At 46.3% G+C, this 21,905-nt stretch carries 23 protein-coding genes; 12 read left to right on the forward strand and 11 right to left on the reverse strand.

The genetic code is table 11. The features are described from left to right. Positions 1-25: 25 nt before the first annotated feature. Positions 26-904 (reverse strand): LysR family transcriptional regulator, encoded by an 879-nt coding sequence (locus MKY62_RS05010; protein ID WP_003180112.1) that lies wholly within the window; start codon positions 902-904, stop codon positions 26-28. A 110-nt stretch (positions 905-1,014) separates the two neighbouring features. Between MKY62_RS05010 and MKY62_RS05015 the strand changes: the two genes are divergently transcribed. The 5 genes from MKY62_RS05015 (at position 1,015) to MKY62_RS05035 (ending at position 7,388) form a co-directional block, all read left to right on the forward strand. Then, the gene (locus MKY62_RS05015; RefSeq protein ID WP_003180113.1) at positions 1,015-2,106 is read left to right on the forward strand and encodes a citrate synthase/methylcitrate synthase; all 1,092 of its coding nucleotides are present in this window, start codon (positions 1,015-1,017) and stop codon (positions 2,104-2,106) included. Between the two features lie 122 nt (positions 2,107-2,228). Further along, on the forward strand, positions 2,229-3,293 hold the full coding sequence (locus tag MKY62_RS05020; RefSeq protein WP_003180115.1) for a PQQ-dependent sugar dehydrogenase: 1,065 nt from the start codon (positions 2,229-2,231) through the stop codon (positions 3,291-3,293). 78 nt (positions 3,294-3,371) lie between these two features. Further along, entirely contained in the window at positions 3,372-4,241 is an 870-nt protein-coding gene (locus MKY62_RS05025) for an SDR family oxidoreductase (RefSeq protein ID WP_009328981.1), read from the forward strand. 138 nt (positions 4,242-4,379) lie between these two features. Then, positions 4,380-5,738 carry a sodium-dependent transporter gene (locus tag MKY62_RS05030; protein WP_011197688.1) on the forward strand — a complete coding sequence of 453 codons (1,359 nt, stop codon included), beginning with the start codon at positions 4,380-4,382 and terminating at the stop codon, positions 5,736-5,738. A gap of 21 nt (positions 5,739-5,759) precedes the next feature. Then, positions 5,760-7,388 carry a pyridoxal-dependent decarboxylase gene (locus MKY62_RS05035; RefSeq protein WP_016886173.1) on the forward strand — a complete coding sequence of 543 codons (1,629 nt, stop codon included), beginning with the start codon at positions 5,760-5,762 and terminating at the stop codon, positions 7,386-7,388. Positions 7,389-7,425: 37 nt separating this feature from the next. Here the strand turns inward: MKY62_RS05035 and MKY62_RS05040 are convergent, their stop codons facing one another. Further along, positions 7,426-8,313, reverse strand: a complete 888-nt coding sequence (locus MKY62_RS05040) for an AraC family transcriptional regulator (RefSeq protein ID WP_003180119.1) — start codon at positions 8,311-8,313, stop codon at positions 7,426-7,428. Positions 8,314-8,390: 77 nt separating this feature from the next. Next, a complete protein-coding gene (locus tag MKY62_RS05045) occupies positions 8,391-9,803 on the reverse strand; it encodes a PLP-dependent aminotransferase family protein (protein ID WP_016886172.1) in 1,413 nt (470 codons plus the stop codon). Positions 9,804-9,915: 112 nt separating this feature from the next. Between MKY62_RS05045 and MKY62_RS05050 the strand changes: the two genes are divergently transcribed. After that, on the forward strand, positions 9,916-10,350 hold the full coding sequence (locus MKY62_RS05050; protein ID WP_009328976.1) for a GNAT family N-acetyltransferase: 435 nt from the start codon (positions 9,916-9,918) through the stop codon (positions 10,348-10,350). Between the two features lie 28 nt (positions 10,351-10,378). Here MKY62_RS05050 and MKY62_RS05055 read toward each other — a convergent pair whose 3' ends face one another. From MKY62_RS05055 to MKY62_RS05070, 4 genes are all read right to left on the reverse strand, one after another. Continuing rightward, positions 10,379-10,669 carry a hypothetical protein gene (locus MKY62_RS05055; RefSeq protein ID WP_003180123.1) on the reverse strand — a complete coding sequence of 97 codons (291 nt, stop codon included), beginning with the start codon at positions 10,667-10,669 and terminating at the stop codon, positions 10,379-10,381. Next, positions 10,657-11,727, reverse strand: coding sequence for an anti-sigma factor (locus MKY62_RS05060; RefSeq protein WP_003180125.1), 1,071 nt, complete (start codon positions 11,725-11,727; stop codon positions 10,657-10,659). Before MKY62_RS05060 ends, MKY62_RS05055 begins: the two co-directional genes overlap by 13 nt. Continuing rightward, on the reverse strand, positions 11,720-12,211 hold the full coding sequence (gene sigM, locus MKY62_RS05065) for an RNA polymerase sigma factor SigM (protein WP_003180127.1): 492 nt from the start codon (positions 12,209-12,211) through the stop codon (positions 11,720-11,722). Before sigM ends, MKY62_RS05060 begins: the two co-directional genes overlap by 8 nt. 289 nt (positions 12,212-12,500) lie before the next feature. Continuing rightward, positions 12,501-13,043 carry a cupin domain-containing protein gene (locus tag MKY62_RS05070; RefSeq protein WP_339613963.1) on the reverse strand — a complete coding sequence of 181 codons (543 nt, stop codon included), beginning with the start codon at positions 13,041-13,043 and terminating at the stop codon, positions 12,501-12,503. Between the two features lie 458 nt (positions 13,044-13,501). On the opposite strand from MKY62_RS05070, the gene MKY62_RS05075 reads away from it, so the two are divergent. Together MKY62_RS05075 and MKY62_RS05080 are read left to right on the forward strand one after the other, a co-directional pair. Continuing rightward, complete coding sequence (locus MKY62_RS05075; protein WP_003180131.1) at positions 13,502-14,101, forward strand: lysophospholipid acyltransferase family protein; 600 nt, start codon at positions 13,502-13,504, stop codon at positions 14,099-14,101. A gap of 161 nt (positions 14,102-14,262) precedes the next feature. Further along, on the forward strand, positions 14,263-14,628 hold the full coding sequence (locus MKY62_RS05080) for a DUF805 domain-containing protein (protein WP_003180132.1): 366 nt from the start codon (positions 14,263-14,265) through the stop codon (positions 14,626-14,628). A 30-nt stretch (positions 14,629-14,658) separates the two neighbouring features. On the opposite strand, the gene MKY62_RS05085 is transcribed toward MKY62_RS05080, so the two are convergent. The 4 genes from MKY62_RS05085 to MKY62_RS05100 form a co-directional block, all read right to left on the reverse strand. Then, on the reverse strand, positions 14,659-15,936 hold the full coding sequence (locus MKY62_RS05085) for an acyl-CoA thioester hydrolase/BAAT C-terminal domain-containing protein (RefSeq protein WP_009328975.1): 1,278 nt from the start codon (positions 15,934-15,936) through the stop codon (positions 14,659-14,661). Then, positions 15,933-16,529 (reverse strand): TetR/AcrR family transcriptional regulator, encoded by a 597-nt coding sequence (locus MKY62_RS05090; RefSeq protein WP_003180139.1) that lies wholly within the window; start codon positions 16,527-16,529, stop codon positions 15,933-15,935. Before MKY62_RS05090 ends, MKY62_RS05085 begins: the two co-directional genes overlap by 4 nt. 130 nt (positions 16,530-16,659) lie before the next feature. Continuing rightward, positions 16,660-17,979, reverse strand: coding sequence for a hemolysin family protein (locus tag MKY62_RS05095; protein ID WP_003180141.1), 1,320 nt, complete (start codon positions 17,977-17,979; stop codon positions 16,660-16,662). A 60-nt stretch (positions 17,980-18,039) separates the two neighbouring features. Next, complete coding sequence (locus tag MKY62_RS05100) at positions 18,040-18,465, reverse strand: MerR family transcriptional regulator (protein WP_003180143.1); 426 nt, start codon at positions 18,463-18,465, stop codon at positions 18,040-18,042. 314 nt (positions 18,466-18,779) lie between these two features. Between MKY62_RS05100 and MKY62_RS05105 the strand changes: the two genes are divergently transcribed. The 4 genes from MKY62_RS05105 to MKY62_RS05120 all read left to right on the forward strand — a co-directional run bounded on the left by MKY62_RS05105 (position 18,780) and on the right by MKY62_RS05120 (position 21,788). After that, positions 18,780-20,153: a hemolysin family protein gene (locus MKY62_RS05105; RefSeq protein WP_003180145.1), complete on the forward strand. Its 1,374-nt coding sequence runs from the start codon at positions 18,780-18,782 to the stop codon at positions 20,151-20,153. Positions 20,154-20,250: 97 nt separating this feature from the next. Next, positions 20,251-20,652, forward strand: a complete 402-nt coding sequence (locus tag MKY62_RS05110; RefSeq protein ID WP_003180147.1) for a hypothetical protein — start codon at positions 20,251-20,253, stop codon at positions 20,650-20,652. A gap of 208 nt (positions 20,653-20,860) precedes the next feature. Continuing rightward, positions 20,861-21,148 (forward strand): hypothetical protein, encoded by a 288-nt coding sequence (locus tag MKY62_RS05115; protein WP_003180149.1) that lies wholly within the window; start codon positions 20,861-20,863, stop codon positions 21,146-21,148. Next, complete coding sequence (locus tag MKY62_RS05120) at positions 21,111-21,788, forward strand: N-acetylmuramoyl-L-alanine amidase (RefSeq protein WP_009328972.1); 678 nt, start codon at positions 21,111-21,113, stop codon at positions 21,786-21,788. The genes MKY62_RS05115 and MKY62_RS05120 overlap by 38 nt, the downstream gene beginning before the upstream one ends. The last annotated feature ends 117 nt before the right edge of the window (positions 21,789-21,905 follow it).

Genomic DNA, 21,905 nt, shown 5'->3' on the forward strand with positions numbered 1-21,905 from the left:
ATCATGATGAACGGGTTTTTTCCGTTTAGAAACGGAACTCGGCTAAAAACGCCAAAAAGTGCTCGACCTTCTCATTATCTTTCAGACTAATCGCATATCCCCCTGCAACGGGAAGCTTCATGAAATCGCACGGCACCTCTATTAATCTTCCTTCCATCAGCTCGCGGCGCACAGTCGACAGCGGCAAAAATGATATACCGAGTCCTTCTGAAATAAATCGTTTCGTAATATGCGTCTGGCTTACGAGCATCGTTCTGACAAACGGAAACTTGATCCTCAGCTGCCTGACGAGGTCGTCCCAGTATTCAGGGTGATTGTGGGTCAACAGCAAATATTCTTCAAGCAAATCCTCGACATCGAGCGGCGGCGCTTGTTCTGCAGCGCGGCCGTCATGAGGGGCAACCAAAATCACGGGATCGCTGTACATGGAATAGCAGTTCAGGTTTGACGATTGCACGTTTAAGCAGCTTAGTCCGATATCTGCATGGCCAGCTGAAATCAGGGGAGCGATTTCAGCTGATTCGGCGATCTTTACTTTGATCTCCGAATTCGGATGCAGCGCTGTGTATTTTTTTAATACAAATGGGAGAATCGTATCGGCGATAAGCGGCGAAACCGCTAAGTTCAATGTCTGTGAGTAGCCTTGTCTGATTCTGTGAAGCTCTGCCATGCTCGATTCATAGTCTTCCAACAGGCGAAGGGCAAAAGGAAGGTAAGCCCGTCCTTCTTTCGTTAAATGAATGCTTCTTCCTTTGCGGGTGAACAGCTGGCACCCGAGTTCTTCTTCAAGCAGTTTAATTTGGACGGTGACGGTCGGCTGAGAAATAAATAAGGTTTCCGCCGTCTTTCTGAAATTTTCGTATTTTGCGGCAGTGACAAAGGTATGAAGCCATTTAAAATCCATTGCAGTCCTCCTGATTAATTTTATTAATCAAAGACATCAATATAATTCAATATTTTTTAAATATTATATCAACTATAATAATATTTACAAAGGAAAAAGGAGGAATTGATATGGTTTATCATGGGTTAAAAGGGATTACTTGTGTTGAAACAGCCATCAGCCGCATTGACGGTGAAAAAGGAAAGCTGATCTACAGAGGGTACAATGCTGATGAACTGGCGCTTTCGTCCACATTTGAAGAAGTCGCTTACCTGATTCTCAACGGGGCATTTCCGACGGAAGCTGAACTCAGCAGATTCAATGAGCTGCTCGCTTCATTTCGTGTGCTTCCAGAAGCATGCGAGCGATTGATCCGCAGTCTTCCGGCCGAATTAGACGATATGGCGGTTCTGCGCACGGCCGTCTCTTCATTCGGGGACATATCGTTTGCGTTCAAGCCGACAATGGAGCAGGCCCTCAGGCTGATTGCGGCCGTCCCGTCAATTATCGCGTTCAGAAAGAGGCTGGCTGATGGAGAAGAGCCTGTTCAGCCGCTGGATGAGCTAGGTTTTGTGGAAAATTATTTTTACATGCTGAAAGGAAAGCGTCCGACAGAAGCTCAGAAAAAAGCGCTTGAAACGTACATGATTCTTGCGATGGAACATGGCATGAACGCTTCAACCTTTTCGGCAAGGGTTACGGTGTCTACGGAATCCGATCTTGTTTCTGCCGTCACATCTGCACTTGGCACGATGAAAGGACCTTTGCACGGCGGAGCGCCGTCTGCGGTGACGGATATGCTGGAAGGCATCGGGGAAAAACAGCACGCTGAAAGCTATATAAGAGAAAAGCTTGAAAAAGGCGAGAGACTGATGGGATTTGGACACCGCGTCTATAAAACGCATGATCCGAGAGCGAAGGCTTTAAGGGTGAAAGCCGAGGAAATTGCCGGGGGCGACAGGGATATCGACCTTGCTCTTCATGTTGAAAATACGGCGATCCGCCTTTTGGAAGAATACAAGCCGGGCCGCAAGCTTTATACGAATGTCGAATTTTACGCAGCCGCTGTGATGAAGGCGATCGATTTTGATGCCGCATTGTTCACCCCTACTTTTTCGGCAGCGAGAATGGTCGGCTGGTGCGCCCATGTGCTTGAGCAGGCTGACAACAACATGATTTTCAGGCCATCGGCTAAATATGTCGGAGAATTGGTCTCACAGTAATGCGGACACACGCCTTCTCATCGAAGCGCGTGTTTTTTAATAGGATTTTTTGAATGTTTAGTAGGGAATCATGCCGGTGCTCTTGAATGTATTCATCAAGAAAGTCCTTTAAGGGGGAGACGATGAAAAAAGGATTCCTGATGTTGATCATGCTGTTTTTTCTAGGTGCATGCACGGAAGGCCGGGATTTTGATGCTGAATATGAAGCGACAAGCGCGAAAGAAGGCGGAAGCGGCGCCGAAGTCATCGCAGATCGCCTGGATGTGCCTTGGACGATCGCTCATACTGGCGAGACCTTTTACATTACGGAAAGAAACGGGGGAATTGTGTCCATTGCTGACGGCAAAAAGGAGCGCATGCAGCTTCAGCTGAAAAAGCCCGTTCATCAAGAAGGGGAGGGCGGGCTGCTCGGATTTGTACTCCATCCGGATTTTAGAAACAGTCAGGAGGCGTACGTTTATCATACATACAAAGACGGGAGCCATCTGAAAAACCGGATCGTAAAATTGACGCTTGACCGCCTCACTTGGACAGAAACGGATGAACTGCTTGCCGATTTGCCTGGAGGCGCGATTCATAACGGCGGCCGGATGGCGATCGGGCCCGATCAAAAGCTGTACATCACGACAGGCGATGCAGGGGAAAGGGAATGGGCCCAGCAGCCTGAAAAGATGGCGGGTGTGATTCTAAGGATGGAGCTTGATGGTACGATACCGGCTGATCAGCCCTTTAGCTCGTCTTATGTATACAGTTTCGGGCACCGGAATCCGCAAGGCCTCGCATGGATCGGCCGACAGCTTTACAGCTCCGAACACGGGCAGTCTGGACATGATGAAGTAAATAAAATAGAACCCGGAGCCAATTATGGCTGGCCGGTGATTGAAGAAAGCGATGAGAAGCAGGGAATGAAGGCGCCGCTCATACATTCGGGAGAAAAAACGCGGGCGCCATCCGGTTTAGCACAGAAAGGGGACGTCCTCTATATGGCCGGGCTGCGGGGAGAGGGTGTTTTCCAGGTCGATCCGGCGGAAGCCAAAGTAGTCAAGTGGCTTGGCGGATACGGCAGAATCAGAGATGTGAAAGTGATCGGCGATGATCTGTATTTCATTACGAACAATGGCGACGGAAGAGGCGAAAAAAAACAGACAGACGATCGGCTCATCCGCGTACCTCTGCCTGACAAGTAACCTGTCTCGCCCGTTTGCGTTTAAGGATGCCGGAATCGTGGTAACTGAGCACTAAACAATGGTGAAGAGGTGAGACAAATGAATCCGGCAAACAGACAGACAGATGGACAGAAAGCGCAAAAACAAGAAAAACAACCCGGTGCTGAGCACAAGATGGTGCCCCTTCCGCTCTCGGAAGACCGCGACTACAAAGGAAGCGGCAAATTAAAAGGAAAAACAGCGATTATTACCGGAGGAGACAGCGGAATCGGCAGAGCGGCCGCCATTGCATACGCCAAAGAAGGTGCCGACATTGCCGTCATGTACTTGGATGAACACAAGGATGCCGAGGAAACGAAAGAGCGAATCGAACAGGAAGGAGCAGAATGCCTCTTGATTCCCGGAGATGTCGGTGATGAGGCGCATTGCAAATCATCTGTCGAAAAAACGGTGAATCACTTTGGCGGGCTTGACATTCTCGTGAACAATGCTGCAGAACAGCATCCGCAAAAAGGGATAGAAGATATTTCGACCGAACAGCTTGAAAGAACGTTTAGAACGAATATTTTCTCCATGTTCCATATGACAAAAGCCGCGCTCCCGCATTTAGGGGAAGGCAGCGCGATCATCAATACCGCATCGATCACGGCGTATGAAGGCAGTCCGGCGCTGATTGACTATTCGAGCACAAAGGGCGCGATTGTCGCGTTTACCCGTTCGATGGCTGCATCCCTTGTCAAAAAAGGAATACGCGTCAACGCTGTAGCGCCGGGTCCCATTTGGACGCCGCTTATTCCGGCTACTTTTCCGCCGGAAAAAACGGAAAAACACGGCACAGATACGCCGATGGGAAGGCCCGGACAGCCTTCTGAACACGCTGCAGTGTATGTTCTGCTCGCTTCAGACGACTCCTCTTATATGACAGGACAGACGATCCACATCAACGGCGGAAGATATGTGACGACATAATCCCAACCGGCTGCTTATTGTAAGGCAGCCGGTTTTTTTCTGTTTGTTTTTTCGGAAAAATAAGAATTTGAAAGACCACTTTCAAAAAAGCTGCCCCGTAAGAGATAATAGAAACAGAAAGAGAAAGGATGTGTATGAATGAGCGACCGCAGAATGACAGCAAAGTGGGCATCCAAACTTGGATTTGTTCTCGCCGCCGCGGGGTCCGCCATCGGTCTGGGAGCGATTTGGAAGTTTCCCTATGTGGCGGGAACGAGCGGGGGAGGCGCATTTTTCCTTGTGTTTGTCCTATTTACGATACTGCTGGGATACCCCCTGCTTTTGGGGGAATTTGTATTAGGCCGAAAAAGCCAATCGGACGCTATCGGCACCTATCAAAAAATAGCGCCAGGGACGCCTTGGGTGATCACAGGCTGGATCGGAATCGCCGCCTGCTTCCTTGTCCTGTCGTTTTACAGCGTGATCGGCGGCTGGATTTTGCTTTATATCATTAAAGCAGTAACCGGTTCATTGTCGGGTCTCACGCAGGCCGGATACGGGGAGCTATTCGGTTCGATCATCCAAGATCCGCTGCAGACACTGGCAGCGCAGCTTGCGTTTATCATCATGACGATCCTCGTCGTGGCGAAAGGTGTGCAAAAAGGAATCGAGCGCGTCAGTTCGATTATGATGCCGCTATTATTTATTTTATTTATTGCGCTCGTTTTAAGGGCTCTGACGCTTGAGCATGCGATCGACGGCGTGCGTTTTCTGCTTGTGCCCGATTTTGGCAGCCTGACGCCGCAGGCGATTCTTTTTGCGCTCGGACAAGCTTTCTTTACACTGACGCTTGGCGTATCTGTGATGGTGACGTACAGCTCCTATTTGTCAAAGTCACAAAACCTTCCGAAGTCGGCGCTGTCGATCGTGATCATGAACCTTGCCGTCACGCTGCTTGCCGGCTTGGCGATTTTTCCGGCCGTCTTTTCATTCGGCCTTCAGCCGGATCAGGGGCCGACTTTATTATTTGCGGTTCTGCCGGCAGTTTTTGACCGGCTTCCATTCGGGATGCTGTTTTTTATCGGATTTTTGACGGCCTTTTTATTCGCCGCCTTGACTTCGGCTTTTTCGATGATCGAGATCATTGTTGCGGCCATTACAAAAGGCGACCAAACGAAAAGGGGAAAATGGACGTGGACGATCGGCCTTTTGATTTTTGCCGTCGGCATTCCTTCCTGCTTGTCTTACGGGATGCTTGATGAGCCGTTCATTTTTAAGAAGACGTTTTTTGATGCGGCGGATTATGTCGTCAGCAATATTTTGATGCCGCTTGGCGCGCTCTTTATCTCCATTTTTATTCCGCTGAAATTGTCCAAACACGATCTATATGAAGAGATGAAAAGCGGATCAAAAGCGGGGAAAGGCTTTTTTATCGTGTGGTTTTATCTTCTTCGTTTCCTTGTTCCGCTTGCGATTGTACTTGTTTTTTTAAATTTAATCGGAGTGTTTTCATTTTAAAAGATCAGGAGATGGGTGAATATGGTGTTAGACTTTCAACAGATGTTTCCGAGCGAGGATGGCAATCACGAGGCGCGGTATCAGCTGCTGGCATTGCTTGAAGCGGTATTGGCCGGAATGGACAGGCTGAAGGATTCCGGCCGGCTGACGCTTGGCCGCGAGTCTGAAGTTTCATCTGACTACTATCAAAGCGTCATTGAAGAGGCCGTCTTGCCGGAAAAAGGCTTCGGGGCGGAAAAAAGCGTTGAAGAGCTATTGAAATTGCTTGACGGCCACCGCTTTTTAAACAGGCATTATGTGGCCAACGCGACGCCTCTGCCGAACAACGCCAGCATCGCCGGGAATCTTTTAATGGTTCTTTTAAACGGAAACAATTTATGGGATGTCGACGGCACGGCTGCAGCCAGGACGGAAGTGCAGATCACGGCGATGCTTTCTGATATTGTCGGCTATGACAGGCACAAGAGCGGCGGTTTTACAACCTGGGGCGGGCAGGGAGCCGTTTTTCAGTCGCTCAGGCTGGCGATCGCAAACGCGTACCCTGAAGCGAATCAGCAAGGAACGCCGCATCATCTGTACGCGTTCTGTTCAGAGCTTTCGCATTTCAGCCTTTATAAGTCGATGGAAGCTTCCGGAATCGGGACGGACCATTTGATCAAGGTCAAGACGAATCACGATCATTCGATGGATCTGGCCGATTTGCGGGAAAAAATGCAAGCCGTGATTGAAAAAGGCGGACATCCGATTTATGTATTGGCAACGCTTGGCACAACCGACGCATTTGGCATCGATGATTTGGCCGGAATCAAGAACGTGACTGAAGAAATAGAGGCCGCATACGGTTTGCCGCCTGTTTATATTCATGCCGATACGGCGATGGGCGGGATGTACAGCTTTTTTAACGGATACGATTTCTCCGGCAATCCGCTGCATATTGAAGATGAGGTGCTTGAGACGCTTGCCCGCTACAAACAACATTTTCAGCATTTGCACCTGGCGGACAGCTTGGTCTTTGATTTTCATAAACTCGGACAAACGCCGTATATCACAAGCCTTTTCTTGGTGAAAAACCGCAAGGCATTGCAGGCTGTTGATTTGGATCCGGATGAGACGCCTTATGTCGGCAACAGAGGGTTTGGCAGCTATCATACGAGCTATACGCTAGAGTGTTCGCGAATGGGAAGCAGCATACCGATTTATGCTTCTCTGCTCGCATTTGGAATCGAAGGCTACCAGGAGATCTTGGCCAATTACATCAGGGTTAACCTGGCGTTTCGAAAAAAACTGCTGCAGGCTTTTCCGAATGCAGCCGTCACCAATGATGTATCACCTGTGACGACATTCCGCTTCTATCCGGGAAATGTCCGCTATCACGAAGAAATCAGCGGCGCCATCACGGAGGAAGAAGTGCGGAATATTAACAAATACAATGAGAAAATCGCCGAAACATTGGGAAGGTACCGCAGTCACACCTATTTCGGCAGCACGAAAAAGCAAACATACGTTTATCCTGCTGACAGCCGTTTGCCAGTGCCGCTTTATGTCCAGAAATTCTACAGTGTCTCGCCTTACACGACGGTTGATACAACTGATCAATATATCGCCTTTTTAAAAGCGCATGTTGAAACGTCGGATGTAGCGGCTGGATAAAATAAAGAACAGGAGGTTTGAACCTCCCGTTCTTTATTTAGTTCTTACATGCCGTTCTTTTTTGAACCGGTATCCATATTTCGCTTTTAAACGTTGGGGAGCTGATATCTTGATCCTGATTCCAGAGGATTTCCGGCCCTTTCGTTTGCTCATAATGTGAAGACGGGAACCATTCAGCATAAATGCGCCCCCAGACATTTTGAAGGGTGTCCGGAAACGGGCCGGCCGCTTCAAAGACAGCCCATGTCGAGGCCGGAACTTCAAGCTGTTCATATTGGTCCGGACATTCTTTCGTTGTCGCTGTACCGATATAATGGTCAAGTTCTCCCTGCTCTTCCATCCTGCCTTCGGAGAAGTTCGCTGATGCTTGAATCAGTCCAAGCGGTTCCACATTTGAAAGCTCCTTTAATTCATCGATGTTTTCACTGCTTAAAGTTTTCCACATCGAGGCGATATCCGGATTGATTCCGTGAAAGACGACAGGGACTCTTTTTTTGATTCCGACGATCCGGAATGCCTTCTTTTCTACAATACGGTAGTTCATTTCGTTTCCTCCTCTAATTGTTAACTGGAAGGTCATCGGAGGATATGCTTTCAGTGTGCTGATATCGTGTCTGGCCTCTGTCGGCGTAATGCCGTGCAGCTTTTGAAATGCGCGCGTAAAAGCATCCGGCGAGTGATAGCCGTATTTCACCGCAATATCAATCACTTTTCTTTTTGTGTTCTTCAGTTCAAACGCTGCAAGGGTAAGCCGCCTGCGGCGGATGTATTCGGACAGCGAAACCCCGGCAAGAAAAGAAAACATCCTTTTAAAATGATATTCAGAGCAGTAAGAAAGCTTCGCAACCGTTTGAAAGTCGATACTGTCCGTCAGGTGTTCTTCGATATACGCCATGGCTTGATTCATGTTCTTCAGCAAATCCATTTGATGACCTCCTCTGTTTACAAATATAGCAGGAGCAGAATCCCCATATCCGACTTTCCGTGCCCGATTGTGCAGGGTCAATCTTGAGACTGTCCGCCGTTAAACCATGCAGTCTTCAGCTTTTTGATGCCGTCTGCGATGCTTTTTTCAGAAAGTCCGCCAAACCCGAGGAGGACCGCGTGTGTATCAGGGGGGGGCATATACGAGACTGAGGCTGGATATACTTTAACCCCTTTTTCCAGCGCTTTTTGGGTCAGCCACTCTTCACTCGGGGCGCTTTTCACCTCAAGGATGATGTGAAGACCGGCGTTCTCTCCTCTGACTGCGGCATGACCGCCAAATTCACGCTTGATGGCATCAAGGAGCGTTTTTCGCTTTTTTCGGTAGAGTGTTCTCATTCGATTCAAGTGCCTTTGATAATCCCCGTTTTTCATAAAAAGAGCAATGGCATGCTGTACATGGCGGGAAACCGTTTGTTTAAATAAGGATGCCATGTTAAGCCCTTCTTTGACGAGCGGAAAGGGGAGAACCATATAGCTGATCCTGAGGGAGGGAATCAGCGATTTTGAAAAAGTCCCTAAATAGATGACCCGGTCGTTCCGGTCAAGCCCTTGCAGGGAAGGAATCGGCTGTCCCGCATAGCGGAATTCCCCGTCATAATCGTCTTCAATGATATAAGCTCCGGTCGCTGCTGCCCAGTCAAGCAACTGCAGCCTGCGGCCGACCGGCATGATCATTCCGAGCGGAAACTGGTGGGACGGAGTGGTGTATGCGAGCTGCGGCTGATATTGTTCAAGATCCTGCACGGAAATCCCGCTTTCGTCAACCGGTATTGGAACCACATTGAAGCCGCCGGTTTTCAGGACTGTTTTTGAGCGATGAAATCCGGGATTTTCAAATCCGACGGTTGTGCCTTTAGGAAACAGATGGCACAGCAACTGCAGCAAAACCGGTGTGCCGGCTCCGATGATGATTTGCTCGGGGGAACAGACCACGCCGCGCGATTCTCTGAGGTAAACCGCAATCATTTTCCGCAGCGGAATGTCTCCGGCCGGGGGGCCGCTTTGAAAAAGGTCGTACCCTGATTCACCAACGGTTTTGGCGAGCGTTTTTTTCCATTGGGAAACAGGAAATGACGCGAGGTCTACATGGCCGTGGTGAAAATCGATCATGTCCGCCGCCGTCTCATGTTCTTCCAGTTCTTTTTCGGCAGGAGGAGGAGGCGCAGTCTGTGCAAAGTCACCTTCCGCTTCAGCCGCAAACCAGCCCTTTCTAGGCTTGCTGAGCAAATATCCTTCTGCAGCCAGCTGTTCATAAGCGTGTTCAACAGTTGTCAGGCTGACATTTAAATGTTTGGCAAGCATTCGTTTGGAGGGAAGCTTTGTTCCAGGCTTTATATGTCCCGAATGAATGCCGCGTTTGAAAAAAGTGTACAGCTGCTGATAAAGCGGCTCGCTGCCGCTGCGGTTTAAAAAGGGGGTTATATCCATTCGATCAGCCCTTTCAATTCATCTGGTATGTTTTATTTTATCAAAACTGGCCATTTTAAAAAGGTCAGTTTCCGGGTTAAAGTAGTTTCATAATCAACAGAAGGGAATGACGATGTTGCTTGATTGTAGGGAATTGCATTCTGAAACAGAGCTTAAGGAAGTCTATCCAATTATGAGACAGCTCCGCCCCCATTTGGATGAAACGTCTTTTGTGGAGCTCGTCAAAGAAGCGCGGGAGGCTGAAAGCTACACGTTATTTGCGCTGTACGACGGGGATATTCCGGTGGCTTTGGCCGGCTTTTTGCCGAGGGTCTCTTTGAACCAAGGCCGTCATGTTTGGGTAGCGGATCTCGTGACGTGTGAAAAGCATCGTTCAAAAGGCTTTGGAAAGAAGCTTTTAGGCGCTGTTGAAGAGTGGGCCAAACGGAACGGATTGGCTTCAATCGCTTTATCATCAGGGGTGCAGCGCGCTGACGCTCACCGTTTTTACGAAGATAAAATGGAGTATAAAAAAGCGAGCTATCTATTTCGCAAGGCGCTGAAATGAAAAAATCCCCGGTATAACCGGGGGTTTATTAAAAGCCGAGCTGCAGATTCGTATCGATGGAGACGATGGTCCATACGCAAACGAGAATGAAAATGTTCAGGACGACACCGAGAAATCCGAGACCGGTCCGTCCTTTTTTGATAAAGAGCTCGATAATTCCGAGCGGAACGGCGGCCATTGCAAAAGGAAGCATCTTATACGAATATGCGATCGTGTCGCTTAAAATGGCCAAGTTTAAGACGAACAGGGACAGAATGGCCGTCCCGACAGACACCCATCCAAATACGTTGTGCTCCTTAAAGATTCTTACCAGTTCCATAATTCCACCTCACCTACTTTAGCTGCTTTGACAGGCCCTTTTTTGATCAGCCGTTCAACCTCTTTTGACGGTCCGGTAATGACTGCTCCATACACGTTCACACCGTTCTTTTCCACATAGGCAAGCCGTTTGGAAAGCTTCAGGTCTTTCCTGCCTGAAATGGTTTCAGCCCATTTATTGTGCTTGATCATATAGGAAAGCGCCGCTTTAAACTGTTCCTCGCCGTTTTCGGCAGGGTGCTGAATTTCAAAAATCCGGTTTGAATCTTTTCCAGGAAAACCGATCGGCTCTGCGTATGGATGATCTTTTAAATCGCCCTCTGTCTCGATCGCATTCCACAGAACGCGAATGTCATAGCCTTTTAATTGATCATACAGCTCCTTTGTCGGATATGCTCTTTCAAAGGAAAGAAAAGCTTCAGTTACGGTGCCGTCAGGAAGCTGTTTTAAAATCGACTCGGCTTTGGACACTGATTTTTCTTTGATGCCGTCAGGGTAGACGAAATGCCGTTCTTCATTTGACAGCTCCTGGTTGTATTGATGAATCTGCGGAGACTTCAGCTGATCGAAGAACATTTCCACGTTTTCATTTCCAACTACTTTTGTGACGTTTCCGATTTGCTTCTTTAACGGGAATTGTGTTTGGATTCCAAAGAGTTTTACTTTGTTGACAAGTGCTTCGGTATCGACCTGAATATTCGGTTTTGTGACGGCAACTGTCATTGAAGCGGTTTGCACCAGTTCATTTCCTTTGCTTTCATGCCCGCCCAAGCCGTAGTATAGATAGCTGCCGAGTGTGCAAAGCGGCAGAATAATAAGCGTTGAAATTACGGCAAGTGTGGAAATCCGCATATATGATTTATTTTTTCCGTATCTTAAAATCGCTTTTTGCTTTTCAGGGCTGATTGCCAAATCCCAGTCTTCGTCTTTCATTTCCTGTTCCAGCATGTCCTGGTATTCCTCAAGCTGTTCAAGCTCTTCTTCGACCCGGAGCATTTCCGATTCGGAAAGTTCGCCGTTTTTATATTTTTCCCAACGTTTTTTAAAATCTTCATTCATCGTTAACACCTCTGTTGTAAAGTGCTTTCAGCCGCTGTCTGGCACGAAATAAAACACTTTTAAAATTAGCCTCTGAGATATTCATCAAGCTTGACGCTTCCTTGTAGTTCAATTCTTTTAAATAGTACAGCGTAAGCGCTTCCCGGTAGTTATCGGGGAGCTGGTTCATGTATAAGGTTAACACTTCCTTGATTTCGACCTGGTGGGCAGGGCTTTGCACCGCGTTTTGAAACAGGCTTCCGATCATATCGTCAGAAATCGTCACCTCTTTTTTATGCTTTCTGACATAGTCGATAAACGCATTGCGTGCCACTTGAAAAAGCCATGGCTTCACCTTGCTGTGGTCGTAAGAATGGATGTGTATGTAAGCTCTCATAAAGGTTTCCTGAAGCAAATCCTCTGCTAGATGTTTATCTTTCGTCATGGAGAGCAGGAACCTGTAAACATCATTCATATACATTTGGTAAATTTCGTCGATAGTCACTGCCTTTTCTCCCCTCTATGTTATAAACGCATAAGAAAGGTTTGAAGTTGCACTAAATATGCCCACGGCTCATTTTTCCTCCAATTTCTTACCTTTAAAAATCATCTATCCTATATAATAACTGAACACGTTCAAAAAAACTAATCTTCATGATGTAAAGCGGCCGAAATATAAAACACAGCAACAAAATAAGCCTTTAGCATATGAATCTTTATTTTATGCTAAAAGGCTTATTTTTTTGAGGATATCCTTCATTTAAGAGGTGCGGGTAAGCTGTTTTGATCGTCTGTCAAAAGTAACGGTCATGAGCGCGGTGTCCTTCCGCGGCCAGCGCATCGGCTTTCGTTCGATGGACGGTGCCGAATGGATGGTTGGGCGGAGCATAGATCGAATAAAGTTTAAGCGGAGTATTGCCTGTATTGGTGAGATTGTGCCATGTTCCGGCAGGGACGACGATAGCGGTGTCATCATATACATTTCTTCTAAATGGCAAATGATGTTTGCTCGGCCCCATCTGAACAATTCCCCTGCCTAGTTCAACACGAAGGAACTGATCGACGTGAGGATGCATTTCCAATCCGATGTCTTCGCCTGGGTTGAGGCTCATCAGGGTAACTTGCAAATGCCTTCCTGTCCATAAAGCGGTGCGAAACGTTTTGTTCTGCTTTGCCACTTCATTGATGTTAGAGGCAAACGGTTTTTGTCCATAATCTCTTAACACGATACGTTCTTCGGTGCCGGGTGTTCGAAAAGCGCCTGCATACCCTGATCCGTGAAACCGTCCGGCGCTGTAAGGCGAAGGAAGGTGATAAGGAAATTGATATGGATGCATATGTTTTTAGGTCTCCTCATTAGCTTTATTAACATCAACGTATGCAATAGGCGTATGGAGCGTGCCTAGTCTCAATTTTATAGGCTTCATGGTATCAGATATACAAAAAGAAGGAGAGCCATGGAATACACCAACATATCGGAACATCGCTCGAACCGTCGCGCAGCGGTCATCGGAACATCGGCCATCGGAGGCTCCAAGGGAGGAAGCCGATTCAAACGATTCATGCCGCGCTTGATCAAGAGATCAACCTGGTTAATACCGCTCCGGCATACGGTTTCGGAACAGATCGGGCCAAAATTCACGGCTCCGCCGACAAAAGAAAAAGTCAGGAAACCGGGGAGGAAAATTCCCCGGTTTTTTTGTGAAAAATCATTTTTTAGTACCAGGTAATAAAAAAAATTGTTATAATAATAAAGGGAAACCTCATTCGACTACATCAATAAAGGAAGTGCCATATGTATCAATTTACTGGTTATGCTGCAAAAGCGATTCTTTCTTTGCGCGGCGGAATTAAAGTATACAATAAAGAAAATCTTCCTAAAGACACAGGTTTCGTTATTGCCTGCACACATGCAGGATGGGTGGATGTCGTCGCACTGGGTGTCGGCATTTTGCCTATGGAAATTCATTACATGGCGAAAAAAGAGCTTTTTGAAAATAAATTAAGCGGTTCTTTTCTTTCAAGCATCAACGCTTTTCCCGTCGACAGGGAAAATCCCGGGCCAAGCAGCATCAAAACCCCGATCAAGCTGTTGAAAGAAGGAAAAATCGTCGGCATTTTCCCAAGCGGAACGAGATCATCTGAAGACGTTCCATTGAAAAGAGGGGCTGTCACGATCGCCCAGATGGGAAAAGCGCCGCTTGTGCCGGCTGCATACAGCGGCCCTTCCAACGGAAAAGAGCTTTTCAAGAGAGGCAAAATGAAACTGATCATCGGCGAACCGCTCAATCAGGAAGATTTCGCTCAATACTCGTCAAAAGAAAAGCTGGTCAAAATGACGGAGGCTTTGAATGACAGTATTAAAGCTTTGGAGAAAAAGCTGGAGCAGCTATAATTCAAACATACGCAGGGAAAAACAGCTTCTCATGCACAGAGAGGCTGTTTTTTTTATTTTTCTAAAATTCACCTTGCACTCCATTTTTATGATAAAATAGCAGCGTTTTTATTTTTTATGCAGTATGTTAGAACTATGGTTATTGGTGGAGGAGCTCATACATGAAATGGTATTTGAAAGCAATAAAAAACTATGCAGGATTTACGGGAAGGGCGAGGCGAAAGGAATTTTGGCTGTTTTGCCTTTTCTCATACATGGTTCTGGTCATCTACGGTTTTTTTAAAGCCATTCTGCATCTTCCGGAATATGAAATAGAGACATTTTTAGGAATGGTTTATTTGCTCGCCAACCTTGTGCCGGGCTTGGCCGTCACGATCCGCAGATTGCATGATACAGGGAAAAGCGGATTCTGGATCTTTATCGGTTTAATTCCTCTCATTGGAAAGATCATTTTGCTCATTATGCTTTGTCAAGACAGTGAAAAAGGGGAAAATCAATACGGGCCGAACCCGAAGACAGCGCTCTAAGCGAAAACCGCCTGAGGACAGGCGGTTTTTTTAATTGCCGGGTGCAGTTGCTTTTTCTAAAAACAAAAGCAGTTCCTGCCAAAATGTTTGAGCTGCAATGGCATCGTATTCAGTTTTTCCGCCATAGGCTATTTTTCTGCTTTTTCTTCCGGATGTCGGAAAGTATGGAGGCCTGATATTATGACCGGCTTTTTCAAAATACAGATGTTTAACAGAATAAGAGAATCTGTTCTTTTTCAGCCGTTCTTCGATTTTCTCGTTCATTGAGGCAGAGGGCCATACTAAATCGTCAGTGCTTGAAGTTAACAGTATAGGACCTTTAATAAGTTCCGCTTTAATGATTGCAGGATGATCATCTTTCACTTTTCGTAAAGCCTTTTGGTAAAGATCAAGAAAAGCATGAGGCTGTCTTGTGAGCTTATGTTTCATCATATTCCACAGCTGAGGAAGCGAAAACATCGGCAGCGGTGCAAAGGCGAGCGGTGCGCCGTTCAGGCTCCAGGAAGATGTCTGCCGGAATTTTTTTAATCCAACCCCTTGAAAGACGACTCCGCCGCCTACATGAGAAACGACAAAGCGGATTTCAGGAAAATGAGAACCTATTAACAGCGCCAGTTCGCCGCCTTTTGACCGTCCGCATATTCCGATCTGACGATGATGAAGTCCTTCCTGGCGACCGAGCCAATCGATCGCTTTTTGAAAGTATTCAAGCGGAATTTCAACCAGTTTTTTAGGCAGCTGTTTGTATTGAAAATAAGGGATTGCAAGTGTTGCGTATCCGTAATTTGCTAACATGCCTGCCATTGTTTCGTCAAGGCCGCCGTCAGATCCCCCTAATATAATGATTGCGGGAGGGCGGTTAACGGCAAGCGGGCGAAAAAAAGTGCCGCACAACCCATCTTCGTTTACTTCCAGTCTATCAACTGTTTCAGAAAGCAGCACTCGTTTTATTTCTTTACTCAAGATGATGCGTTCTTTTTGCTTCACTTCAATACGGTAAACGGACGGATGAACCGATTTTTTGTAAAATGAGCAGGAAGATTCAACAGCCTGCATTGACCAAAAAAGCCCCATTTGATCTTTAGACTGATAGGTTCCTTTTAGTGGGGCTGCTGATGCAGGGGCGACTTCTCCTAATCTATTCGCTTGAAAAACAGCGTGTGATCTCCACTCTGCGTCAGCTTCATCTTTCACTGTAACGATGATATCAATGATGTCAAACGGTTGAAGTCCGCTTATCTTCAAGTTTATTTTTTCATCCCATTTGGAAACTGCAGGTATGTGCAAAACCGGTTGCAAGGTAATCAAGACGGCACTTCCTTTTCAAGTTTTGTGTAAAATAAATCGACGCACTCTTCAACATAGTCATCAATCCGATCATTGAAAGACTCCTTGAATCCGGGCAAATGTTGAAACATAATATATTGATTCAGTAAACCGAAAAACATTTGGCTTAACATTTGAAAGTTGCCGTCTGAAATTTTTTTTTCGGCGTAGAGCTTTGCAAAATAAGCCTCTAAAAAGCGGTTGAGACGGCGGGGAATATCCATGATTAATTCGCAAACTTCTTTATCAGATACGGCGTCATTAAAGTAAAGTAAAAAAACAGTCCCTTTTTCCAGGTTTTCTTTTAAATACGCTTTTGCTATCAATGAGAGGTCTTCTCGTAAATCGCCGGTCAGTATTGCTTTAAGTTCTCCAATAAAATCTCCGGATGCAACATGTTGAATAACACTTTCCCGAAATAAATTCTGTTTATTTCCGAAGTGTCTAAAAAGGGTTAAATGATTGACTCCTGCCTTTTGGGCAATTTCTCTGGTGGATGCGGCTGTATATCCTTTTTCTTTAAAAAGGGCAAGCGCCGCTTGGATTAATCGATCCCTTGTAGATTGTGTTGACATAAGTCCCTCCTAAAATGTAACCGATTGATTACATCATAATTGAACTTTGCCATGTAATCAAGTGGTTACATATTTTAAATGCGAAAAAAAGAGGATACAATTCATTGTATCCTCCGGTGTGTTCACAATGTTATTCCGCTTCCTCGAGCAGCGTTTCCGCAGCTTTCTTCACCTCTACGTATGAAACGTGGTGGCCGTCGATTTCGCTGATCGTGAATTCAAATCCCTGCTCGGTGATCATGTCGCCTTTTTGGACGTCATATTTTTGCGTCAGGAACCATCCGCCGATCGTGTCAATCTCCTCATTGTCGAGCTGAATGCCGAGCAAATCGTTGACCTGGTTGACGAGCACTTTGCCGTCGAGAATGTAGTGGTTTTCGCCGATTTTGCGGATTTCATTAATTTCATCAATATCGAATTCGTCGCGGATTTCGCCGACGATTTCTTCAATGATGTCTTCGACCGTCACGAGTCCGGCCGTTCCGCCGTATTCATCAGAAAGGATCGCCATATGAACGCGCTCTTTCTGCATTTTCAGAAGCAGATCGTGGATCGGAACGGTTTCGATCACATGAATGATCGGATTGATAAACTGTTCAATCGTGTCTTCTTTGGAGCATTCTCCGCTGATGCAGGCCGTCAGTATTTCCTTGACATTGATGACGCCGACGATGTTGTCCTTATCACCGTCTTCGACGGGATAGCGGGTATAGCCTTCGGCCTTCGTGATGTCAATCATCTCGGCGATTTTCATATCATTTGGAAAACTGACGACTTCTGTTCTCGGGATCATGATTTCCTTGGCAAGACGGTCATCGAATTCAAAAATTTTGTTGACATATTTGAACTCAGATTGATTGATTTCGCCGCTTTTGTAGCTTTCTGACAGAATAATTCGCAGCTCTTCCTCTGAGTGCGCCATTTCATTTTCAGAAACCGCTTCAAGGCCAAACGCTTTCGTCAACAGCCTTGCTGATCCGTTCAGCGCCCAGATGAATGGGAACATAATGCGGTAGAACCAGATCAACGGTTTTGCAAAAAGAAAGGAAACGGCTTCCGCTTTTTGGATTGCAAGCGTCTTCGGAGCGAGCTCGCCGACAACCACATGCAAAAACGTAATCAAGCTGAAGGCGATCACGACTGAAACGATGTGTGATACAGAGCTCGGAATGCTCCATTTAACAAATAGCGGTTCAAGCAGCCGGGCGACCGTCGGCTCCCCGAGCCATCCGAGACCGAGAGCCGTCAAAGTGATGCCGAGCTGGCAGGCCGATAAATATTCGTCTAAGTGCGTAATGACTTTTTTCACCGAAATCGCTGTTTTGTTTCCTTCAGCAATGAGCTGATCAACCCGCGAGCTTCTGATTCTGATAATCGCAAACTCAGACGCTACGAAAAATGCTGTTAAAGCAATTAATACAGCAACAAAAATCAAATTAACTATTTCCAATTAGGACCTTCACTCTAGCGTGAGAATGAAGGTAACACCTCCTGTTTAGTAAAAGATTAACTAAAGCAGCAGCAAAAATGACTGGATGACCGTCATTTTTTCAGGAGAAAGACGGCTTTTCAGAATCTTCCGTTCATCGGGATTCAGCCGTTTCAATCTGTTTATGATCACGGAGATATTGTCATTGACATGATCGATTTCCGTTGTCAGGCTTCCAATTTCATCATCATTCACAGTTGAAGAGGGAAACTGGTTTTCCAGCCTTTCTTTAATGTCGGACAGGGCCAATCTCTGCTGCTTGCAGTCCATAATAAACTTCAGCCGTTTGAGAGCGGCTTCATCGTAATAACGGTAGTTTGAACATGATCTGTCAGGCGTTAACAGCCCGAGATTCGTATAATAATCGACAGTCCGTTTTGTTACGCCTGCAGCAGCTGCTAATTCGCCAATGCGATATTTCTCTGCCCCATCTGCATCCCTCCTCAACCATCACGTTATAGTTATAAAACATTTTAATATATTAGAAGCTGTTTATACAAGTTAATTGATCAAAAAAAGGCGTAAAATTGATGCGAAAACCTTTATTTATCTAAATATTCGAGAAAATATTGTTAGATTTAAAGTTTAGACATTTGACTGACTCTTTTTTAATAAAGTAAGATAATAGTATATATTTGGCTTGGAGGTGGTTAGATGGGGCCCTCTGCATAGTCATTTTTACAGAACGCACATCAGCCTTATTAAGGGAATTTGAATTCATCAGGAGGTGACTCCTTGTCCTTTGTGAAGGATAAGGTTAAATGGACGATATTGTTAGTCTGATAATCATCGGGATTCTGATTGCATTAACCGCTTTTTTCGTGGCATCGGAATTTGCGATTGTCAGAGTCAGAAGCTCCCGCATTGATCAGCTGATTGCTGAAGGAAACAAAAAGGCGGTTCGCGCAAAACAAGTGGTGTCGGATTTGGATGAATACCTTTCAGCTTGCCAGCTCGGCATTACGATTACAGCACTCGGACTCGGCTGGATGGGGGAGCCTACGGTTAAAAAGGTGCTGCATCCGGTCTTTGAAAGCTTGCATGTTTCTGGCGCTGTATCGCACGCTCTTTCAGTTGCCATTGCATTTTTAGTGATTACATTCCTGAACGTCGTGGTTGGAGAACTTGCCCCAAAAACCATCGCGATTCAAAAAGCCGAACAGATGACACTGTGGCTGGCGGGACCTCTGCACTTTTTCAATGTTGTGATGTTCCCGTTCATTTGGACGCTGAATGCCTCAGCCAGAGTGCTGACCGGGTTATTCGGTTTGAAGCCTGCTTCGGAAAAGGATGAATCCCATTCGGAGGAAGAGCTGCGAATCCTGTTATCAGAAAGCTACAAAAGCGGAGAAATCAATCCGTCTGAATATAGATACGTTAATAAAATCTTTGAATTCGACAATCGGATCGCCAAAGAAATTATGGTGCCGCGCACTGAAATCGCCTCCGTCCCGGTGGATATGCCGATCGATGAGGCCATTTCGGTCATGCTGCAGGAAAAGTATACGCGCTGGCCTGTCTATAAAGGCGATAAGGATCATGTCATCGGCATGATCAATACGAAACAGCTGTTTACGGATATGCTCATGATGTCAGAGGCTGAGAAAAAGCGATTGTCCCTTGAAGCCTATGTCCGTCCGGTTATTGAAGTCATTGAAACCGTGCCTGTTCAAAAGCTGCTGATCAAAATGCAGCGGGAGCGGATTCACATGGCGATCTTAACGGATGAGTACGGCGGGACATCTGGTCTTGTGACGGCCGAGGATATTCTTGAAGAAATCGTCGGGGAAATCAGGGACGAATTCGATGAAGACGAAAAACCGCTTATCGAAAAAGTCTCCGATCATGAATACATCATGGACGGCAAAGTGAGAATCGATCAGGTCAATGAGCTGTTTGAAGACGATCTCGAGGAAGAGGAAGTCGAAACAGTCGGCGGACTTGTGCTGAAAGAAAACATAGATATCGCGGAAGGCCAGGCGGTGCATATCGGCTCTTACACGATAACGGTTCTCGAAATGGAAGGGCGTCTGATTAAGCACGTCGAAGTTAAGCGGGAACAAACAACAGAACATGTAGAGCTGGCACCGGCAAATCCGGTCGTCGTTAACGAAGTCACCTTGAGCGAAAAATAGCTCAAGGTGATTTTTGATTTTAAGAAAAAAGTCATTTGAACAGGAACTTTTGTTCGTATATAATGGGAACAAACGTTCTGTTTGAGAGGTGATTGATTTGCTGTGGTACGAAATCATTTCGGAGGAAGAGAGGAAAACGTATATTAAGCGGATCGAATTTCATTTGCGGAATTGGAAAAATTACAAAGCCGCCGTGCTCAATTTAGAAAGGAGGATGGAGAAGGAGCAAAAGAACGGGCTCACCGTCAAAGAAAGAAACGCTGAATATCAGATCGACGCGGAAAAAAGGCTCTATCAATTTTTGCTTGATTCGATGGAAACGGCTGTCTCAGAATTGGATGAGCTCGAGCGGAAGTTGGTGGAATGCCGGTATATTCATAATTGGAGCATGGGAAAATGCGCGATGGAAATCGGCTACAGCGAAAAAACGCTGTTTTTAATGAAGAAATCGCTGCTGGACAAGCTGCTTGTCAGCTTGGCGGCGATCACGAATATTTAACGGATGCGAGGGCTTGTCTCAAACAAGCCCTTCTTTTCTGGCCGCTTCAGTTTTTTTTCAGGTTCTTGACGCGATGATGACACGGGAGAGGGCAGCTTTTCTTTTATGATAAAGACAAGCTTTAAACAGCGGGGAGGTTTGACACATGTAATGAAACAAATGCCGGTCATTTTTTGAGACAAACGCTTCAGGAAAGGAGAGGAAGAACATGGATTTTTCTGAAATTGCGCTCGTTCCGCTGATTACGGGATTGGTGCATACGGTAAAGCTTGTCGGCATTCAGAAACGATTTCTCCCCATCTGTGCAATTGTCTTCGGCATCTCGATTTCTCTCTTGTTTACCGCAGGGGACTGGAAGGAAGATATGATGATCGGAACTTGGCTTGGCTTGTCATCAGTTGGATTTTACTCCGGCTCAAAAAACGTCTTGAAACCATTATCAAAGGAGGAGATTGAACATGAAGATTTATTTGGATCCGGGACACGGCGGAAGTGATCCGGGAGCATCGGGAAACGGTTTGCAGGAAAAGGACGTGACGCTTGCGATTGCTCTCAAAATGAATGACATTTTATTAAAAGAGTATGATAACGCAGAGACGAGGCTGAGCAGAACAACAGACAAAACGGTCACGCTTCAGGAGCGCACAGATGATGCCAATTCGTGGGGGGCCGATTTATTTGTCTCCATTCATACAAACGCTTTTGACGGTACGGCGTACGGGTATGAAGATTATATCTACAGCGGCTTGACCGATGAGTCGGTTACTGCTCTTTATCAACGGATCATTCACGGCGAAGTGATCAAGCAGAACGGACTCAGGGACAGGGGAATGAAGAAGGCGAACTTTCATGTTCTTCGGGAAACAGCGATGCACGCCATATTGACGGAGAACGGCTTTATCGATCATCCCGAAGATTCGGCAAAAATGAAAAGCGCCGCCTGGATCGAACAGACGGCGCGGGGACATGCAGCCGGCATCGCACTCTGCCTCGGTCTGACACACAATGAGTTTCCCCTGTATAAAGTGACGATGGACGGGGGACAAATTGGAGCTTACCAAGAAAAAGACGATGTTTTGAACGTTATTTCTGCGAATTGGGACAGCTTTCAAACAGCGGCCATTGAAAAAGGATAAAAAGGGAAGAATCCATTTTGAAGCATTCAAAATGGATTCTTGACATTTAATGAGTCCGCATCTTTTTTCATTTGGGCGTAATGTTCCTTTCTGAACGCTCCCATCAGAATTTGAGCT

The sequence above is a fragment of the Bacillus sp. FSL R7-0646 genome (assembly GCF_037969865.1).
GTDB classification, from domain to species: Bacteria; Bacillota; Bacilli; order Bacillales; family Bacillaceae; genus Bacillus; species Bacillus licheniformis.

Bases quoted from the DNA above. Each gene is read 5' to 3' on its own strand.
- MKY62_RS05050 (WP_009328976.1), top strand. From the start codon at position 9,916: ATGTTGCTTGATTGTAGGGAATTGCATTCTGAAACAGAGCTTAAGGAA.
- MKY62_RS05035 (WP_016886173.1), top strand. From the start codon at position 5,760: ATGGTGTTAGACTTTCAACAGATGTTTCCGAGCGAGGATGGCAATCAC.
- MKY62_RS05060 (WP_003180125.1), bottom strand. From the start codon at position 11,727: ATGAATGAAGATTTTAAAAAACGTTGGGAAAAATATAAAAACGGCGAA.
- MKY62_RS05120 (WP_009328972.1), top strand. From the start codon at position 21,111: ATGAAGATTTATTTGGATCCGGGACACGGCGGAAGTGATCCGGGAGCA.
- MKY62_RS05030 (WP_011197688.1), top strand. From the start codon at position 4,380: ATGAGCGACCGCAGAATGACAGCAAAGTGGGCATCCAAACTTGGATTT.
- MKY62_RS05020 (WP_003180115.1), top strand. From the start codon at position 2,229: ATGAAAAAAGGATTCCTGATGTTGATCATGCTGTTTTTTCTAGGTGCA.
- MKY62_RS05055 (WP_003180123.1), bottom strand. From the start codon at position 10,669: ATGGAACTGGTAAGAATCTTTAAGGAGCACAACGTATTTGGATGGGTG.
- MKY62_RS05070 (WP_339613963.1), bottom strand. From the start codon at position 13,043: ATGCATCCATATCAATTTCCTTATCACCTTCCTTCGCCTTACAGCGCC.
- MKY62_RS05090 (WP_003180139.1), bottom strand. From the start codon at position 16,529: ATGTCAACACAATCTACAAGGGATCGATTAATCCAAGCGGCGCTTGCC.
- MKY62_RS05015 (WP_003180113.1), top strand. From the start codon at position 1,015: ATGGTTTATCATGGGTTAAAAGGGATTACTTGTGTTGAAACAGCCATC.
- MKY62_RS05105 (WP_003180145.1), top strand. From the start codon at position 18,780: ATGGACGATATTGTTAGTCTGATAATCATCGGGATTCTGATTGCATTA.
- MKY62_RS05080 (WP_003180132.1), top strand. From the start codon at position 14,263: ATGAAATGGTATTTGAAAGCAATAAAAAACTATGCAGGATTTACGGGA.
- MKY62_RS05040 (WP_003180119.1), bottom strand. From the start codon at position 8,313: ATGGATTTGCTGAAGAACATGAATCAAGCCATGGCGTATATCGAAGAA.
- MKY62_RS05025 (WP_009328981.1), top strand. From the start codon at position 3,372: ATGAATCCGGCAAACAGACAGACAGATGGACAGAAAGCGCAAAAACAA.
- MKY62_RS05010 (WP_003180112.1), bottom strand. From the start codon at position 904: ATGGATTTTAAATGGCTTCATACCTTTGTCACTGCCGCAAAATACGAA.
- MKY62_RS05075 (WP_003180131.1), top strand. From the start codon at position 13,502: ATGTATCAATTTACTGGTTATGCTGCAAAAGCGATTCTTTCTTTGCGC.
- MKY62_RS05115 (WP_003180149.1), top strand. From the start codon at position 20,861: ATGGATTTTTCTGAAATTGCGCTCGTTCCGCTGATTACGGGATTGGTG.
- MKY62_RS05045 (WP_016886172.1), bottom strand. From the start codon at position 9,803: ATGGATATAACCCCCTTTTTAAACCGCAGCGGCAGCGAGCCGCTTTAT.